The sequence below is a fragment of the Telluria mixta genome (assembly GCF_029223865.1).
Lineage (GTDB): Bacteria > Pseudomonadota > Gammaproteobacteria > Burkholderiales > Burkholderiaceae_D > Telluria > Telluria mixta.
In genome coordinates this window covers 4,215,041-4,230,427 of record NZ_CP119520.1, presented here as the reverse complement: position 1 = coordinate 4,230,427, position 15,387 = coordinate 4,215,041, and the positions used below count along the sequence as shown (strand labels likewise).

The window sequence follows — 15,387 nt, the reverse complement described above, 5'->3', positions numbered from 1 at the left end:
CGGCCCGCGATGGGCCGTTTTGCCTGGTGGATCACGCCGCCACGTTTTGCGCCCACGCCAGCGCCGACAGGTGCGCCTTGTTGACGTCGAGCGGGCTGATGTCCAGCGACGCCGCCAGCGACGCGACGAGATCCGAATTCAGCTCGCATGCCTCCGCCAGCGCGAGATAGGGCCCGTAGGTCCCCCGCGTCCCAGCAGCGCCTGCACGACCTGCTCCGGCAACTGGATCGTGTCCAGCACCTCCTTCATCGGCAGTCCCAGCAGGCGGTCCAGCAGCGAGAACATGCCCGCCACGAACAAGTGCTCGCCCTCGCCGCGCGGCAGGCAGGTCTGGCCCAGCAGTTCGCACAGGCGCGCACGCACGACGGCCGTTTCCATCAGCACCGGCGAATAGCCGCTCGTGCTGGCCGTGGCCAGCAGCAGGACGAGCCAGCGGTACAACGGCGCGTAGCCGAGCATCGCGATCGCCTGGCGCAGCGACTGGATCTCGCGGCCCGAGCCGAAACCGGCAGAGTTAATGAAGCGCAGGAGTTTATAGATCAGCGCCGGGTCGCGCTTGAGCACGGCCTCGATCTTGGGCACGTCCTCGTTGTTCTGCACCATCTGCATCAGCTGCAGGATGATCGTCTGGGCCGGGTTCATGCCCTTGACGGGGTTGCCCGGCCGCGGCGTCAGGTGCAGCTTGCCGACGAAGGCGTCCAGGCCCAGCGCCGCGCAGGCGTCGAAGTCCTGCCACGTCGACACGGGACGCCCGACGAGCCGCAACGCCGACTGCTTCGCGGCCGCGTAGGTGCGCGCCTGGGCCGCCACGTCGGCGCCGGCGAAGCGCACTTCGGCGTAGGACGCGTAGGGCGCCAGGTTCTTGCCCAGCAGCGCCAGGTCGGCGCCGCGGATCGAGATGCCGACGCCGCCGGCGCGCAGCGCCTGCACGGCCGCACGGGTGTCGGGGTTCGCGAGCTCGCGCACGGAGAGCGAGAGGACGGTGCGTTCCGGCGGCAGCGCGTGCAGCGCATCCAGCGACAGCATCGCGGGCACGGCGTCGAGAAACAGGATCTTGTCGCGCAGGAGCCAGCCCTGCTCCTCGTCGACCACGTGTTCGGCGACGAAGGCGACGAGGCGTTCGAGGTCGGCGTCGCCGAGTGCCTGGCCGTCGCGCTGTTGCCAGCAGAGCTCGTAACCGATCACGCGCTGCTTCGGGTCGAGCAAGGGTTCACGGACGAGGAAGTGAGTCTGGTGCATGTCTTGTAACGATCGCCGGGTGGAACGAAAAACGGCGGCTTGAAGCCGCCGCGTCGGGATCAGAAGCCCAGGCTGTCCAGCAAGTCGTCGACCTGGCCCTGGTCGGCCACGACGTCGGTATTGCCTTCCGGGTTGATCTGCGGACCGTTCAGCAAGCCATTGTCGAGCTCGCGCTTGATCTCGCTCGGGGCGAAATCGACGAGCACTTGCACCAGCTGCTTTTCCAGGTTCTGGGCGATGCCCGTGATACGCGAGATCACCTGGCCGGTCAGGTCCTGGAAGTCCTGGGCCATCATGATGTCCATCAAATGCGCCTTCGTGGCGCTGGCCGCTTCGCGTGATTCGGCCAGGCTGGCGACGGTCCGTTCGGCCAGCGCACGCCAGTCGCCGTCGGCGCCCGGTGCGGCCAGCAGGGCCTGCCACGACTGGCTCAGTTCGGCGGCACGGTCGTCGATGCCATCCTGCAGCGGATTGGCGGCATCGGTCGCGTCGAGCACACGTTTGGCCGATTGCTCGGACAGCCGGACGACGTAATCGAGACGGTCGCGCGCATCGGGGATGTCGCTGGCGGCCTTCTCGATCAGCTTGTCCAGGCCCAGCCCGCGCAGGCTTTCGTGCAATGCGCGGGTCATGTGCCCGATCCGGCTCAGGACCTCGTCGGACGAGGTCGAGTCGGCGATGTGCTCGCTCATTTACGCGGCCTTTTCCATCTTTTCGAAAATCTTGTTCAGCTTTTCGTCCAGCGTGGCCGCGGTGAACGGCTTCACAACGTAGCCGTTGGCGCCGGCTTGCGCCGCCGCGATGATGTTTTCCTTCTTGGCTTCGGCGGTCACCATCAGCACCGGCAGCTTGGCCAGTGCGGGATCGGCACGGATGTTCTGCAGCATCGTCAGGCCGTCCATGTTCGGCATGTTCCAATCGGACACGACGAAATCGAACTGTTCGCTGCGCAGCTTGGCCAGTGCCTGGACACCGTCTTCCGCCTCGTCGACATTGCTGTAACCCAGTTCTTTCAGCAGATTCTTGACGATGCGGCGCATCGTCGAAAAATCGTCAACAACCAGGAAACGCATCTTAGGGTCAGCCATGAATTACTCCGTTGTTTCTCTTAACTCTGATTATGAGGCCTATTCAACCGGATTCGGTTGTAAACCTCTTGTGTGTTGGTAGATTCGGCACTGCGATACAAGCTGAAGCATAGCATTTTTGTTGCTCTACGGCGATAAAACCGCAGCGAAACCCACCCCTGCGGATCAAACGCGCAACGCCCGGCCCCCATGCGTTGCCAGATGGCCAAGCACGAGGCCCGGCAGTGCGCTCAGGGCGGCCACCTCGTGGGCGGCGCCGATGGCGATCGCTTCGCGCGGCATGCCGAACACGACGCACGACGCTTCATCCTGGGCGAAATTGTAGGCGCCCGCGTTCTTCATCTCCAGCATACCCTGTGCGCCGTCTTTCCCCATGCCCGTCAGGATCACGCCGACGGCGTTCTTGCCGGCCGCCTGCGCCGCCGAGCGGAACAGGACGTCCACAGACGGACGGTGGCGGTTGACGGGCTCGCTCTGCTCGATCTTCGTCATGTAGTTCGCACCGGAGCGCGTCAGCAGCAAATGCGAGTGGCCCGGCGCGATGTACGCGTGGCCCGGCAGCACACGTTCGTTGCCGGCGGACTCGACGACGCTGATCTTGCACAGCGAATCGAGGCGGCGCGCAAACGAACTGGTAAAACCTTCCGGCATGTGCTGGGCGATCAGGATGCCGGGGCAGTCGGACGGCATCTGCATGAGAAATTCGCGGATGGCTTCCGTGCCGCCCGTCGAGGCGCCGATGATGATCAGCTTTTCCGACGACGTCAGCGGATTGCGCAGTTGCGGCAGCGGCGTGGCGCCGCCGGCCGCGGGCGCCTGCAGGGTGCGCGGCTTGATGCGGGCGCGCGACGCGCCACGGATCTTGTCGGCGATCAGTTCGGTGTACTCGCGCATGCCGCTCTGGATCGAGATCTTGGGTTTCGTCACGAAATCGACGGCGCCCAGTTCCAGCGCGCGCATCGTGATCTCGGAACCGCGCTCCGTCAGCGACGACACCATCAGCACGGGCATCGGGCGCAGGCGCATGAGCTTTTCGAGGAAGTCGAGGCCGTCCATCTTCGGCATCTCGACGTCCAGGGTGAGCACGTCCGGATTCGTGCGCTTGATCAGGTCGCGGGCGACGAGCGGATCGGGTGCGACGCCGACGACTTCCATGTCGGGCTGCGAATTGACGATCTCGGTCATCACGCTGCGGATCAGGGCGGAATCGTCCACGATCACCACTTTGATCTTTGTCATTGGTTTTGCCTTTCTCTTCAGAACAGGTCGACGGCGCCGGAGACGGGCGTGACCTTGAGGCGGCTGGCGTAATCGAGCTCGCGCTTCGCCAGCGTGTCGTTATGGGTCTGCATCAGTTTCTTGACGAGCACCTTGCCCGTGCGCGGGAAAAAATACACCTTGCGCGGGTAGATGTCGTTCAGGTCCTCGGCCAGCACGGGAATCCGTTCCGTCTTGAGGAATTGAATGACGAACGCGGCATTGCGCTCGCCGACGTTCATCGCGGAAAAACCGCGCAGCACGGCGCCGCCGCCGAACACCTTCGCTTCCAGGTGCTCGCGCCGGGCGCCGGCCTTGAGCAGGTCGTTGATCAGCACTTCCATCGCATACGTCCCGTAGCGCATCGAGGCCGAGACCGGGTTGCCCGGATCGCCGCCGTCCGGCAGCATGAAGTGGTTCATGCCGCCCAGGCCCTTCACGCGGTCGCGGATGCAGGCCGACACGCACGAGCCAAGCACCGTCACGATCAGCATGTCCTTGCCCGTGTAGTAGTACTCGCCGGGCAGGATCTTGGCCGCGTCGCAGTCGAAGGTGCGGTCGTAGTAGACGTTGGTGGCGAAATGGCTGTTCGTTTCCATGGGCGAGTGTCGTGGGCGTCAGCCGTGGTTCAATTCGTAAACCGTCTTGCCGCGCAGGCGCAGCGAGTCGGAGACGTACAGGAAGTTCTCGGAGTGGCCGGCGAACAGCAGCGCGTCCGGTTTCATCAGGGGCACGAAGCGCGACAGGATCTTGCGCTGCGTGGCCTTGTCGAAATAAATCATCACGTTGCGGCAGAAGATGACGTCGAACGGGCCCTTGACGTCCCAGCCGTCGGCCAGCAGGTTCAATTGCCGGAACGTGATCAGCTGGCGCAGCTCCGGGCGCACGCGCACGAGGCCTTCCTGGGCGCCCTTCCCTTTCAGGAAGAAGCGGCGCAGGCGCGCCTGTTCCATCTTGTCGACGCGCTCGATCGGGTAGACGCCGGCGCTGGCCGTGGCCAGCACGTTCGTGTCGATGTCGGTGGCGATGATCTGCACCGGCGGGGTCAAGGTGTCGAACGCCTCGCACACGGTCATCGCGATCGAATACGGTTCTTCGCCGGTGGAGCTGGCCGAGCACCAGATCGTGAGCGGTCCGCCGTGGCTCGCGCGCGCCTTGAGCGCGTGTTCGGCCAGCAGCGGGAAATGGTGCGCCTCGCGGAAGAACGACGTCAGGTTCGTCGTCAGCGCGTTCGTGAACGATTCCCACTCGGCCGGCATGCGGCCCGCTTCCAGCGCGTCGAGGTAGGACGCGAACGAGGCGATGCCGTTGGCGCGCAGGCGGCGCGCGAGACGGCTGTAGACCATCTCCTGCTTGCTGTCGGCCAGCGAGATGCCGGCGCGCTGGTAGATCAGGCCCCGTACGCGCTCGAAGTCGGCGCGCGTGAAGTCGAACTCCTTGCCGGTCTCCTGTTTTGCCACCGGCTTCGTATTGTGCGGCACGTTGTTTGCCATGGGTTGCATTCGTTCTGCGGACCGCGTGCGGTCCGGGTGTGTCCCTTGCGCCGCGCTGCCTGTCTTATGCTGCCATCCGGTCCATCAGGCCCATCTCGCTGGACGACATCAGCTTGTCGATGTCGATCAGGATGAGCATGCGCTCGTCGACGGTACCGAGGCCGGTGAGGTAGTCGGAGTTGAAGGCGCTGCCCATCTCCGGCGCCGGCTTGATCTGGTCCGGGGTCAGCGTGGTCACGTCCGACACGCTGTCCACGACCATGCCCATGATGCGGCCGCCGATGTTCAGGATGATCACGACCGTGAACTGGTCATAGGTCGGCGTGCCCAGGTTGAACTTGATGCGCATGTCGACCACGGGGATGATGATGCCGCGCAGGTTGATGACGCCCTTGATGAATTCGGGGGCGTTGGCGATGCGGGTCACGGCTTCGTAGCCGCGGATCTCCTGCACCTTCAGGATGTCGATGCCGTATTCCTCGGAGCCGAGGGTGAAGGCCAGGTATTCGCTGCCGTTGCCGTCGTGGGCATCGTTCGGCTTGTTCGTCGGTTGAGTGGACATGTCGGTTCCTTATCGGAGCAAAAGTACGGTTTAAATCAGGAGATGACGGATTCGTCGGACAGTTGGCGCGACGAACGCAGCAGCGCGCCGACGTCCAGGATCAGCGCCACGCCGCCATCGCCGAGGATGGTGGCGCCGGAAATCCCGGCCACCTTGCGGTAGTTCGCTTCCAGGTTCTTCACGACGACCTGCTGCTGGCCGACCAGTTCGTCGACGAACAGCGCGGCCTTGCGCCCTTCCGCCTCGAGGATCACGAGGATGCCCTCGCACGGGTCGGTGATGCGCGGCTCGATGTTGAACATCTGGTACAGCGGGATCAGCGGCAGGTATTCGCCACGAACCTTCACCACGCGGCCCTGGCCGTGGATTTCCTTGACGTCGGCGCGCGCCGGCTGCAGGGACTCCACGACGAAGCCCAGCGGCAGGATGTAGATCTCTTCGCCGCTGCGGATCGACATGCCGTCCAGGATCGCGAGCGTGAGCGGCAGCGAGATCAGGATCGTCGTGCCGAAGCCGCGCGCCGAGCGGATGTCGATCGTGCCGCCGAGCGCCTGGATATTGCGCTTGACGACGTCCATGCCGACGCCGCGGCCGGAGACGTCGGTGACGATTTCCGCCGTCGAGAAGCCCGGTGCGAAGATCAGCTGCCAGACGTCGGCGTCACTCATGTTGTCCGACACCGGCAGGCCGTTCTGCTTTGCCTTGGCCAGGATGCGTTCGCGATTCAGGCCGCCACCGTCGTCGGCGACTTCGATCACGATATTGCCGCCCTGGTGCGCGGCGGACAGGAACAGGCGTCCCGACTCCGACTTGCCGGCGGCCACGCGCGCGGCGGGCAGTTCGATGCCGTGGTCGATCGAATTACGCACCAGGTGCGTGAGCGGATCGACGATGCGCTCGATCAGGCCCTTGTCCAGTTCCGTGGCAGCGCCGTTGGTGATGAAGTCGACCTTCTTGCCCAACTTGCCGGCCAGGTCGCGCACCATGCGCGGGAAGCGCGAGAACACGAAGTCCATCGGCATCATGCGGATCGACATGACGGCTTCCTGCAGGTCGCGCGTATTGCGCGTCAGCTGCGACACGGATGCCAACAGGCGCTGGTGCACCATCGGATCGAGGCCCGAGCTGCGTTGCTCGATCATCGCCTGCGTGATCACCAGCTCGCCGACGAGGTTGATCAGCTGGTCGACCTTTTCGATCGACACGCGGATCGACGACGATTCGGAACCCTGCGCATGGCCACCCTCGGCGGCCTTCTTGGCGGCTTTCTTTTCGGCCGCCACTTCCGTCACTTCAAGCGGTTCCGGCTTCGCGGGCACGGGCGGCGGCACCTCGGCCACGATGCCGACTTCCAGGCGGATCTGCTCGATCGGCTGGAAGAAGCCGTAGCCGAGTTCGTCCTCCGACGAGTCCGTGGTGGCGTCATCGACCGGGTCGGCCGGGTCGAAGAAGCCGTAGCCCTGCTCGTCCTCGATGCGGGCGCGTTCGGCGGCTTCGCGCGCGCGCTGCTCGGGCGTGAGCGGGGGCGCCTCGAAGATCCTGAGGTCGTTCGGATCGAGCACGAAGGAGCAGATGGCGATGATGTCGTCCAGGCCCTCGTGCGTCATGATGATCAGCGCCGTGCGGCCCGCTTCGAGCGGCACGACGGACACGCGACCCAGCAGGCCGAGTTCGTCCACCAGTGCATCGACGTCGCGCTTGGCGAGGTCGGGCAGCTCGATCTTGTAGCGGTGGGCGCCTTCGGTCACCTGCTGCTTCTGTTCCGCGTGCAGGAACGACGGCACGGTCGGCTGGTGCGTCGGCACGATCACGCCTTCGGACAGGTCGTGCAGCATCATGCGCACGTTGGCGACCGCCTCCTGGTCGACCTCCGCGCCGTTGCGGTGGCCGTCGAGCTGCATCTTGAGGATGTCCTTGGCGGCCAGGAAGGCGTCCACGTGCTGGCTGGTCAGTGCCATCTCGCCCTTGCGGATGCGGTCCAGCAGGGACTCGAGCACGTGCGTCACCTCGCTCATGTCGTTCAGGCCGAAGGTCGACGCCCCGCCCTTGATCGAATGGGCGGTGCGGAAGATCGCGTTCAGGTCTTCCGGGTCCGGCGAATCGATATCGACGGCCAGCAGCAGACGCTCCTTTTCGGCGAGCAGCTCTTCCGCCTCGTCGAAAAAGACCTTGTAAAACTGGCTGATGTCGATGGTCATGTCAAATATCCGTCTGGTGCGATCGGCGGGAAACCCATGGGCCCCTTAGCCGATGACTTTCTTGACCACCTCGATCAGGCGCTGCGGGTCGAACGGCTTGACCAGCCAGCCGTTGGCGCCGGCCGCGCGGCCTTTCGTCTTCATGTCTTCGGACGACTCGGTCGTGAGCATGAGGATCGGCGTCTTCTGGTAGCCCGGCAGGCCGCGCAGCGACTTGATGAGGGTGAGCCCGTCCATCTTCGGCATGTTCTGGTCGGTCAGGACCAGGTCGACGGTCTGAAGCTTCGCCTTTTCCAGGCCATCCTGTCCGTCGACGGCTTCCACCACTTGGTAGCCCGCGGCCTTCAGGCTGAAAGCCACCATCTGGCGCAGGGAACTGGAATCGTCGACTGCGAGAATAGTTTTTGCCATCTTTATGCTCCTGCTGTTTTTTCTGTAGTCAGTCGGGGTCAGAGCCCACCCGAGAAATTCGGGCTCTGACCCCGTAAATTAAAACAATTCCACGTCGCCGCTCTCGAGATGCCGCTGCTCCACCGACTTGCGCAGCATACTCCGCAGCTCGAGCGACTGGATCGCCAGCGCCATGCTGACCTTCCCGAGGCGCTCGACGATCTCGTCGCCGTCGCTCTCCGGCAGGATCTCGTCGCCATGCTCGGACAGCGTCGTCAGGAAATCGCGCAGGCCGGTCACGCGGCGCAGCGTGCGGTCCAGCAGCTGGCTCGTCATGTCCTGGAACTGCATGCTCGTCACGGCCGCGTTCACGTGGCCGGCGATCTCGCCCGACATGCCCGTCAGGCATGCACTCTCCTCGGCCGTCGGGGCCTGCCCCGCCAGCAGGCGGTTGATCGCCTCCTGGCGCGAGTCGACCACGTGGTGGATCGCCATGAAGCTGTTCGTCAGCTTCTCGACGGCTTCCTCCAGCAACAACGTCGTCTGCACGAGGTCGGTCTCGACTTCGGACAGGTGGCGCCGGCCATGGTCGGATACACCCGACAGGAGGCGCTTGACGTGTGACCCGAGAATCTTTTTTCTTGTCGTCATAAAATCCTCCAGAACTCCCCGCCCGTTATTTCTTCCCGGCCGGCGCTGCCGCCGGCTGTGCCAGACCGCCACCCGTTGCCTCAGCTACGGCTTTTACCGCCGCATCCGCACTTTCGCCCGGCACGTCCAGCGGCGTACCGTCGTGCAGCACGGCGTTCTCGGTCCGCTTGTTCATCACGAGAATGCTGATGCGGCGGTTGATCGGGTTGAATGGATCCGCGCGGTCGAGATGGACGGCCGAGCCGAGACCCACCACGCGCAGGATCTTGGCGTCGGACAGGCCGCCATGCACCAGTTCGCGGCGCGAAGCATTGGCGCGGTCGGCCGACAATTCCCAGTTCGTATAACCTTCGGCGGTCGAATACGGCGTGGAATCCGTGTGCCCCGACAGCCCGATACGGTTCGGCACGTCGTTCAGCACGAGGCCCAGCACATCGAGGATGTCGCGGGTGTACGGTTGCAACTGCGCACTCGCCGAGGCGAACATGGGGCGATTCTTTTCGTCGACGATCTGGATGCGCAGGCCTTCGCTCGTCACGTCGAGCAGCAGCTGGTTCTTGTACTTGCGCAGCAGCGGATTGGCGTCGATCGTCTGCTGGATGCGTTGCTTCAGCTCTTCCAGGCGCGCCGCCTCGGCCTTCTCGAGGGCTTCGCGCGCGGACTTCAGGTCCATCGATTTCTTGTTGGGCTCGATGTCGCCGTTCTTGACCTGGCCGTTGCGGCGCGTCAGGTCCTTGCCGCCGCCCTGCAGGATCGAATTGCTGTTGCCGGCGCCTGAGCCGCCCTGCATGGCGACCTTCAGCGGCGTCTTGAAGTACTGGGCGATGCCTTCCATGTCGCCCTTGGTCGTCGAGCCGAGCAGCCACATGAGCAGGAAGAATGCCATCATCGCCGTCACGAAGTCGGCGTACGCGATCTTCCAGGCACCGCCATGGTGACCATGGCCGCCCTTCTTGACGCGCTTGACGATGATCGGCTTCTGGCCTTCGTCAGCCATGACGGACTCCCGCGCCGATGTGGTTACCTCGCACCATTACTTGCTCTTGGCCTTCTTGATGTGGTCCTCGAGTTCCGCGAACGTCGGACGCTCGGTCGAGTACAGCACTTTGCGGCCGAATTCGACGGCCAGCGCCGGCGCGTAACCGTTCAGGCTCGCCAGCAGCGTCACCTTCACGGTCTGGAACATCTTGCTCGATTCTTCCAGCTTCTGTTCGAGCAGGCTGGACAGCGGTCCGACGAAGCCATAGGCCAGCAGGATACCGAGGAACGTACCGACGAGCGCGTGCGCGATCAGCATGCCCAGCTCGGCCGGCGGCAGGCCCACGGATTCCATCGTGTGCACCACGCCCATCACGGCCGCCACGATACCGAACGCCGGCAGGCCGTCGCCCAGCTTCGCGATACATTGCGCCGGGACCGCACCTTCATGATGGTGGGTCTCGATCTCGTTGTCCATCAGGTTCTCGATCTGGAACGCGTCCATGTTGCCCGAAACCATCAGTCGCAGGTAATCGGTGATGAATTCGATAATGTGGTGGTCCGCCAGCACCAGCGGGTACTTCGAGAACACGGGGCTCTGCTCGGGGCTCTCGATGTCGCCTTCGATCGACATCAGGCCTTCCTTGCGCACCTTCGACAGCACGTCGAACAGCAGCGACATCAACTCCATGTACATTTCGCGCGTGTATTTGGAACCCTTGAACAGCGTGGGCAGCGCCGCAACGGTCGCCTTCACCGCCTTGGGCGTGTTACCGACGAAGAATGCACCGAAGGCCGCGCCGCCGATCATCAGCAGTTCGAGGGGCTGGAACAATGCTGCCAGGTGACCGCCGGCCATGGCAAAGCCGCCGAAGACGCACGCGCAGACGATTACGTAACCAACAATGACAAACACGGGACTCCCGATGCGTGATTCCGGGGTTCGCCCGGATTGGATCCAAGTTGATGAATCCAAAGAGAAATATTTACGTAGGGAACTAGATTAGCTTGAGAATGGCCCACGGGCAAGTAAAAGTGCCCCGACGACCGTCAAAATTGCCAAAGAAAGAGAATTTTCTTACTGTTAGTCGTCACAATGCGACGGTCGGGCATTCTCCCGGGAATGTCGAATTCGTAACTTAACAGGATGCTACCGGGGCGCATTTCGCTCTCCGCCTTGCGCCACAACCCTGCCATCGCGGCCGGTGACAGATAGGCGAACACGACGTCGTAGTGACTGAAATTCACCGATTCGTAGTCGGCACGCAGGAAGCGCGCCCGGCTGCCGGACAGTTTTGCGCGCACGCGGCTGACGAACCACGGCAGCGGTGCCAGTTCGATGCCGTCCACCCGGGAATCCGGCCGGCGCCGCGCCAGGTCGAGCACGAGGCCGCCCAGGCCGCTGCCCACGTCGGCGATCGCGAGCGGACGGTCGGCGGGCAGCACGTCCGCGACGGCATCCCAGGCCGTACGCCCGGACGGGTAGTACGGCACCTGCGTGCGGAACGTCGACCAATATATTAGAAGGAACAGTACGAACAGCACGAGGAACAGGCCCGGCGGCAGATCGAAGCCGCGCGCCAGCAGCACGCCGGTCGGAAATACGAGTTCGATGGCGCGCCACCAGATGGCGAGCCGGAAGGCCCAGGCCAGCAGCGCGGCGAAGGCACCCTGGATGAGGGCAACGCCCTCCCACGACATGGGCATGCCCGCGCGGGCGAGCAGCCAGACGGCGATCAGGGTAAGCGGGAAAGCGCCGGCCTGGGCCAGCAGCGCGCGGACGGACGGCGCCGCGAATGCGCGGCGCGAGGCAGGCTGGGTCATCGACCTGGAGGGAGGACCGCTCAGGCGGCGGCGAGTGCGGCGGCGTCCTTGGCCTTGCGGGTCTTGCCGGCACGCGAAGGCATGTGGCACAGGCCGCACTGGTAATCGTTGTTCAGGTCGAGGGCGTTGACGACATATTTACCCTGGCACTTGGAGCACGGCGCCAGCTGGAGCATATTGCCCTGGAAGAAGCGCACGAGGGTCCAAGCGCGGGTCAGCGACAGCAGCGGCTCTTCGCCCGCGGCCGGCGGCATTTGTTCCAGGTACAGCTTGTAGGCCTTCATCACGGCTTCGATGCCCGTGGCACCGGCGTACTCGACCAGGAATTTATAGATGTTGATGTACAGCGAAGCGTGGATATTCGGTTGCCAGGTCAGGAACCAGTCGGTCGAGAACGGCAGCATGCCCTTCGGCGGCGACACGCCCTTCAGTTCCTTGTACAGCTTGATCAGGCGCTCGCGCGACAGGGAGACTTCGCTTTCCAGCAGCTGGAGGCGGGCACCGAGCTGGATCAGTTCGATGGCCAGCTGGATTTCCTGGGCTTCCGAGACGACGCTTTTCTTGGTCATGCTGTTCTCCGTGACTTCGCTTGAGTTCGACTTTGATGGGGCTGCAGGCCGGGACACCCGGGTTAGAGCCCTAACTGAAAAACCGGGCTCTGACCCTATGCGATTTCTTCGGCGGGCTGGCCAGCCATCAGGATGGCGGCGTGCGACTGGGCCAGGGCGCGGTCTTTGCTGTGGCTCGTCAGCATGCCGAGGATCGCGGCGTCGTCGAAGCGGAAGCGGGCCAGCATCATGTTGCCGCCGGCGAGTTTCAGGATCTGGGCGTTGCTCATGCCTTCGAGCAGGTCGGCGATGTCGGCCGAGATGCCGAGACGGAAGATTGCGGTGACCTTGTCTGCGCGGATCATCTGCTGTGCCAGCATCAGGTAGCTCAGGTTTGCATCACGAATTTCAGCCATCATGTCGTTCGCAGTCATTTCCATCTCTCCGGTTGATCTATCTGTGAGGCGTTGTGTGTTGCCGTTGAGATAGATTCTGACTGTGAGGAAACTTTTGGAGAATTGGAGAGTGTCTGTATTTTTCGTCCGGCAAAGACGAAGTCGATCCGTAGGAGTTTGTCTGACAAACCCTGCCGAATCGTGGTGGCTCCCCTATGAAAAGGGGGCGGAAGAATGATGTGCAACCGGGGCGTTTTCCTGCCCTTCGACGTCGCCAACAACGTATTGCTGTGTTGGTTTACGTCAACGGTTTCGGGAACTTTAGGGTTCCTCAAAAAAAATTTTTTGTCCCTCAAGCAACCCTACTGACTCGTTATCGGACCGTTTTTGCCGAACTTTAGGGTTTCGACAAACTTTTTTTGATCCAATCCCGGTCATCTGAGAGGGTTATCGGCAGCCTTTTTGAAAACTTTAGGGTTCCTGCAAAAATTTTTTTCGAGACCCTTTCCCGGGTATCTGGATGGGTTATCGGACGCCTTCCGGAGAACTTTAGGGTCCGGACCAAAAATTTTCGAAAAATTTTTTCTGCGCCCGATTGATGTAAAAGTGGCTACACTTCCCGCATGAACCCACCTACGTATGACACCGCCGCCGTCACCACGCGCGCGGCCAGCCTCGCGCTCGACGCCGCCGACCCGGCCGCACCGCTGCGCGACCGATTCGACCTGCCCGAGGGCGTCATCTACCTGGACGGCAATTCGCTGGGCGCCCGCCCGCGCGCCGCCCTCGACCGCGCACGCGACGTCGTCGCCCAGGAGTGGGGCCAGGGATTGATCCGCAGCTGGAACACGGCCGGCTGGTTCGCCCTGCCCGGCCGCCTGGGCGACCGCCTCGCGCCCCTGATCGGCGCCGGGGCCGGCGAAGTGGTCGTCACGGACACGACGTCGCTGAACCTGTTCAAGGCGCTGGCCGCCGCGCTCGCGATCCAGGCCGACCGCGACCCGGCCCGCAAGGTCCTCGTCACGGAACGCAGCAACTTCCCCACCGATATCTATATGGCGGACGGTCTCGCACGCTGGCTGGACCGCGGCTACCGCATCCACCTGGTCGACACGCCGGAAGAACTGGAAGCGGCCGTCGACGCCGACTGCGCCGTACTGATGCTCACGCACGTGAACTACCGCACGGGGCGCATGCACGACATGGCCGCGCTGACCCGTCACGCGCACGCCCGCGGCGCCCTCGTGCTGTGGGACCTCGCCCATTCGGCCGGCGCCGTGCCGGTGGACCTGAATGGGGCCGATGCCGACTTCGCCGTAGGCTGCACGTATAAATACCTGAACGGCGGGCCGGGCGCGCCCGCCTTCATCTGGGTGCCCAAGCGCCACCAGGCCGCGTTCCGCCATCCGCTCACGGGCTGGTGGAGCCATGCGGCGCCGTTCGCGATGTCGCACGGGTTCGAGGCCGCCGACGGCATCGGGCGCGCGCTGTGCGGCACGCAGCCGGTCGTGTCGCTGGCGCTCGTCGAGTGCGGGCTCGAGATCTTCGAGGCCACCACCATGGCCGCCCTGCGCGCCAAATCGCTGGCGCTGACGGACCTGTTCATCGCGCTGGTGGAAAGCCGCTGCGCCGCGCATCCGCTGGGCCTCGTCACGCCGCGCGAGCATGCCGCGCGCGGGAGCCAGGTGAGCTTCACGCATCCGCACGGGTACGCGGTGATGCAGGCGCTGATCGCACGCGGCGTCATCGGCGACTACCGCGAGCCGGCGATCATGCGCTTCGGCTTCACGCCGCTGTACACCAGCTTCGCGGACGTGTGGGACGCCGTCGAGACCCTGCGCGACATCCTCGACCGCGAAGCATACGACACCCGCGCCGAACGCAGCGCCGTGACCTGAGGAGGCACCGTGGACACCGGTAAGGAAGACAAAGCAGACGCGCAGTGGCACGGCGCGCAGATGGATTTCAGCCGCAGCATGAGCTACGGCGACTACCTGGGCCTGGACCAGATCCTGTCGGCCCAGCACCCGCGCTCGCCGAACCACAACGAAATGCTGTTCATCGTCCAGCACCAGACGAGCGAGCTGTGGATCAAGCTGATGCTGCACGAACTGCAGGCCGTGCGCGCCCACATCCGGGCCGACGACCTGCCGCCCGCTTTTAAAATGCTGGCGCGGGTGGCGCGCATCATGGACCAGCTGGTGCACGCGTGGGACGTGCTGGCCACGATGACGCCGCCGGAATACAGCGCGATCCGCCCTTACCTGGCCTCGTCGTCCGGCTTCCAGTCATTTCAATATCGCGAGCTGGAATTCATCCTCGGGAACAAGAACGCCGCTATGCTGGCCGTGCACAAGACGTCGCCCGAGCACCACGCGCTGCTCGAACGCGAACTGCACGCGCCGTCGATCTACGACGAAGCCGTGCGGCTGCTGGCCCGGACCGGCCTCGCCATCGCCCCGGGCCGGCTGGACGCCGACCCGACACAGCCGACCGTCCATGACGACTCCGTGATGGCCGCGTGGCTCGAGGTCTACCGCGACCCGGAGCACCATTGGGCCCTGTACGAACTGGCCGAGAAGCTGGTCGACCTGGAGACGGCGTTCCGCTTCTGGCGCTTCCGCCACGTGTCGACGGTGGAGCGCATCATCGGCTTCAAGACCGGCACGGGCGGCACGGCGGGCGTGAGCTATTTGCGCAAGATGCTGGACGTCGTGCTGTTCCCGGAACTGTTCGCGCTACGCACGGCGCTGTAGCGGCGCGC

Annotated in this window: 16 protein-coding genes and 1 pseudogene; 2 read left to right on the top strand and 15 right to left on the bottom strand. The window is 64.1% G+C overall.

The genetic code is table 11. The annotated features are described in order from the left end of the window. Positions 1-31: 31 nt before the first annotated feature. The 15 genes and pseudogenes from P0M04_RS18880 to flhD all read right to left on the bottom strand — a co-directional run bounded on the left by P0M04_RS18880 (position 32) and on the right by flhD (position 12,662). Positions 32-1,239: pseudogene (locus tag P0M04_RS18880) on the bottom strand (EAL and HDOD domain-containing protein). A gap of 59 nt (positions 1,240-1,298) precedes the next feature. Then, positions 1,299-1,931 carry a protein phosphatase CheZ gene (gene cheZ / locus P0M04_RS18875; protein ID WP_259447557.1) on the bottom strand — a complete coding sequence of 211 codons (633 nt, stop codon included), beginning with the start codon at positions 1,929-1,931 and terminating at the stop codon, positions 1,299-1,301. Next, positions 1,932-2,327, bottom strand: a complete 396-nt coding sequence (gene cheY / locus P0M04_RS18870) for a chemotaxis response regulator CheY (protein ID WP_258819068.1) — start codon at positions 2,325-2,327, stop codon at positions 1,932-1,934. Between the two features lie 165 nt (positions 2,328-2,492). Next, entirely contained in the window at positions 2,493-3,566 is a 1,074-nt protein-coding gene (locus tag P0M04_RS18865) for a protein-glutamate methylesterase/protein-glutamine glutaminase (RefSeq protein WP_259447558.1), read from the bottom strand. Positions 3,567-3,583: 17 nt separating this feature from the next. Next, positions 3,584-4,183 (bottom strand): chemoreceptor glutamine deamidase CheD, encoded by a 600-nt coding sequence (gene cheD / locus P0M04_RS18860; protein ID WP_259447559.1) that lies wholly within the window; start codon positions 4,181-4,183, stop codon positions 3,584-3,586. An 18-nt stretch (positions 4,184-4,201) separates the two neighbouring features. After that, positions 4,202-5,086, bottom strand: coding sequence for a CheR family methyltransferase (locus tag P0M04_RS18855; RefSeq protein WP_259447560.1), 885 nt, complete (start codon positions 5,084-5,086; stop codon positions 4,202-4,204). 55 nt (positions 5,087-5,141) lie between these two features. After that, the gene (locus P0M04_RS18850) at positions 5,142-5,639 is read right to left on the bottom strand and encodes a chemotaxis protein CheW (protein ID WP_259447561.1); all 498 of its coding nucleotides are present in this window, start codon (positions 5,637-5,639) and stop codon (positions 5,142-5,144) included. Positions 5,640-5,674: 35 nt separating this feature from the next. Then, positions 5,675-7,837: a chemotaxis protein CheA gene (cheA, locus tag P0M04_RS18845; RefSeq protein ID WP_259447562.1), complete on the bottom strand. Its 2,163-nt coding sequence runs from the start codon at positions 7,835-7,837 to the stop codon at positions 5,675-5,677. A gap of 45 nt (positions 7,838-7,882) precedes the next feature. Then, positions 7,883-8,248 carry a response regulator gene (locus P0M04_RS18840; RefSeq protein WP_036230353.1) on the bottom strand — a complete coding sequence of 122 codons (366 nt, stop codon included), beginning with the start codon at positions 8,246-8,248 and terminating at the stop codon, positions 7,883-7,885. 78 nt (positions 8,249-8,326) lie between these two features. Continuing rightward, positions 8,327-8,878: a hypothetical protein gene (locus P0M04_RS18835; protein WP_036230355.1), complete on the bottom strand. Its 552-nt coding sequence runs from the start codon at positions 8,876-8,878 to the stop codon at positions 8,327-8,329. Between the two features lie 25 nt (positions 8,879-8,903). Further along, positions 8,904-9,875, bottom strand: a complete 972-nt coding sequence (gene motB, locus P0M04_RS18830) for a flagellar motor protein MotB (RefSeq protein WP_259447563.1) — start codon at positions 9,873-9,875, stop codon at positions 8,904-8,906. A 36-nt stretch (positions 9,876-9,911) separates the two neighbouring features. Then, positions 9,912-10,772 carry a flagellar motor stator protein MotA gene (gene motA / locus P0M04_RS18825; RefSeq protein ID WP_259447564.1) on the bottom strand — a complete coding sequence of 287 codons (861 nt, stop codon included), beginning with the start codon at positions 10,770-10,772 and terminating at the stop codon, positions 9,912-9,914. Positions 10,773-10,906: 134 nt separating this feature from the next. After that, positions 10,907-11,680 carry a class I SAM-dependent methyltransferase gene (locus P0M04_RS18820; RefSeq protein ID WP_259447565.1) on the bottom strand — a complete coding sequence of 258 codons (774 nt, stop codon included), beginning with the start codon at positions 11,678-11,680 and terminating at the stop codon, positions 10,907-10,909. Positions 11,681-11,700: 20 nt separating this feature from the next. Then, a complete protein-coding gene (gene flhC / locus P0M04_RS18815) occupies positions 11,701-12,249 on the bottom strand; it encodes a flagellar transcriptional regulator FlhC (RefSeq protein WP_259447566.1) in 549 nt (182 codons plus the stop codon). Between the two features lie 95 nt (positions 12,250-12,344). Continuing rightward, positions 12,345-12,662, bottom strand: coding sequence for a flagellar transcriptional regulator FlhD (flhD, locus tag P0M04_RS18810; protein ID WP_259447567.1), 318 nt, complete (start codon positions 12,660-12,662; stop codon positions 12,345-12,347). Between the two features lie 584 nt (positions 12,663-13,246). Between flhD and kynU the strand changes: the two genes are divergently transcribed. Both kynU and kynA read left to right on the top strand, forming a co-directional pair. Next, positions 13,247-14,521: a kynureninase gene (kynU, locus tag P0M04_RS18805; RefSeq protein WP_259447568.1), complete on the top strand. Its 1,275-nt coding sequence runs from the start codon at positions 13,247-13,249 to the stop codon at positions 14,519-14,521. A gap of 60 nt (positions 14,522-14,581) precedes the next feature. Further along, positions 14,582-15,379, top strand: a complete 798-nt coding sequence (gene kynA / locus P0M04_RS18800; RefSeq protein ID WP_259447879.1) for a tryptophan 2,3-dioxygenase — start codon at positions 14,582-14,584, stop codon at positions 15,377-15,379. Positions 15,380-15,387 lie beyond the last annotated feature (8 nt).

What these genes read in the sequence shown, in the direction of transcription:
- motB (WP_259447563.1), bottom strand. Translation starts at nt 9,875, where the DNA reads ATGGCTGACGAAGGCCAGAAGCCGATCATCGTCAAGCGCGTCAAGAAG.
- P0M04_RS18835 (WP_036230355.1), bottom strand. Translation starts at nt 8,878, where the DNA reads ATGACGACAAGAAAAAAGATTCTCGGGTCACACGTCAAGCGCCTCCTG.
- cheD (WP_259447559.1), bottom strand. Translation starts at nt 4,183, where the DNA reads ATGGAAACGAACAGCCATTTCGCCACCAACGTCTACTACGACCGCACC.
- cheZ (WP_259447557.1), bottom strand. Translation starts at nt 1,931, where the DNA reads ATGAGCGAGCACATCGCCGACTCGACCTCGTCCGACGAGGTCCTGAGC.
- P0M04_RS18855 (WP_259447560.1), bottom strand. Translation starts at nt 5,086, where the DNA reads ATGCAACCCATGGCAAACAACGTGCCGCACAATACGAAGCCGGTGGCA.
- cheY (WP_258819068.1), bottom strand. Translation starts at nt 2,327, where the DNA reads ATGGCTGACCCTAAGATGCGTTTCCTGGTTGTTGACGATTTTTCGACG.
- kynU (WP_259447568.1), top strand. Translation starts at nt 13,247, where the DNA reads ATGAACCCACCTACGTATGACACCGCCGCCGTCACCACGCGCGCGGCC.
- P0M04_RS18865 (WP_259447558.1), bottom strand. Translation starts at nt 3,566, where the DNA reads ATGACAAAGATCAAAGTGGTGATCGTGGACGATTCCGCCCTGATCCGC.
- flhD (WP_259447567.1), bottom strand. Translation starts at nt 12,662, where the DNA reads ATGACTGCGAACGACATGATGGCTGAAATTCGTGATGCAAACCTGAGC.
- P0M04_RS18850 (WP_259447561.1), bottom strand. Translation starts at nt 5,639, where the DNA reads ATGTCCACTCAACCGACGAACAAGCCGAACGATGCCCACGACGGCAAC.
- P0M04_RS18840 (WP_036230353.1), bottom strand. Translation starts at nt 8,248, where the DNA reads ATGGCAAAAACTATTCTCGCAGTCGACGATTCCAGTTCCCTGCGCCAG.
- P0M04_RS18820 (WP_259447565.1), bottom strand. Translation starts at nt 11,680, where the DNA reads ATGACCCAGCCTGCCTCGCGCCGCGCATTCGCGGCGCCGTCCGTCCGC.
- flhC (WP_259447566.1), bottom strand. Translation starts at nt 12,249, where the DNA reads ATGACCAAGAAAAGCGTCGTCTCGGAAGCCCAGGAAATCCAGCTGGCC.
- cheA (WP_259447562.1), bottom strand. Translation starts at nt 7,837, where the DNA reads ATGACCATCGACATCAGCCAGTTTTACAAGGTCTTTTTCGACGAGGCG.
- kynA (WP_259447879.1), top strand. Translation starts at nt 14,582, where the DNA reads ATGGATTTCAGCCGCAGCATGAGCTACGGCGACTACCTGGGCCTGGAC.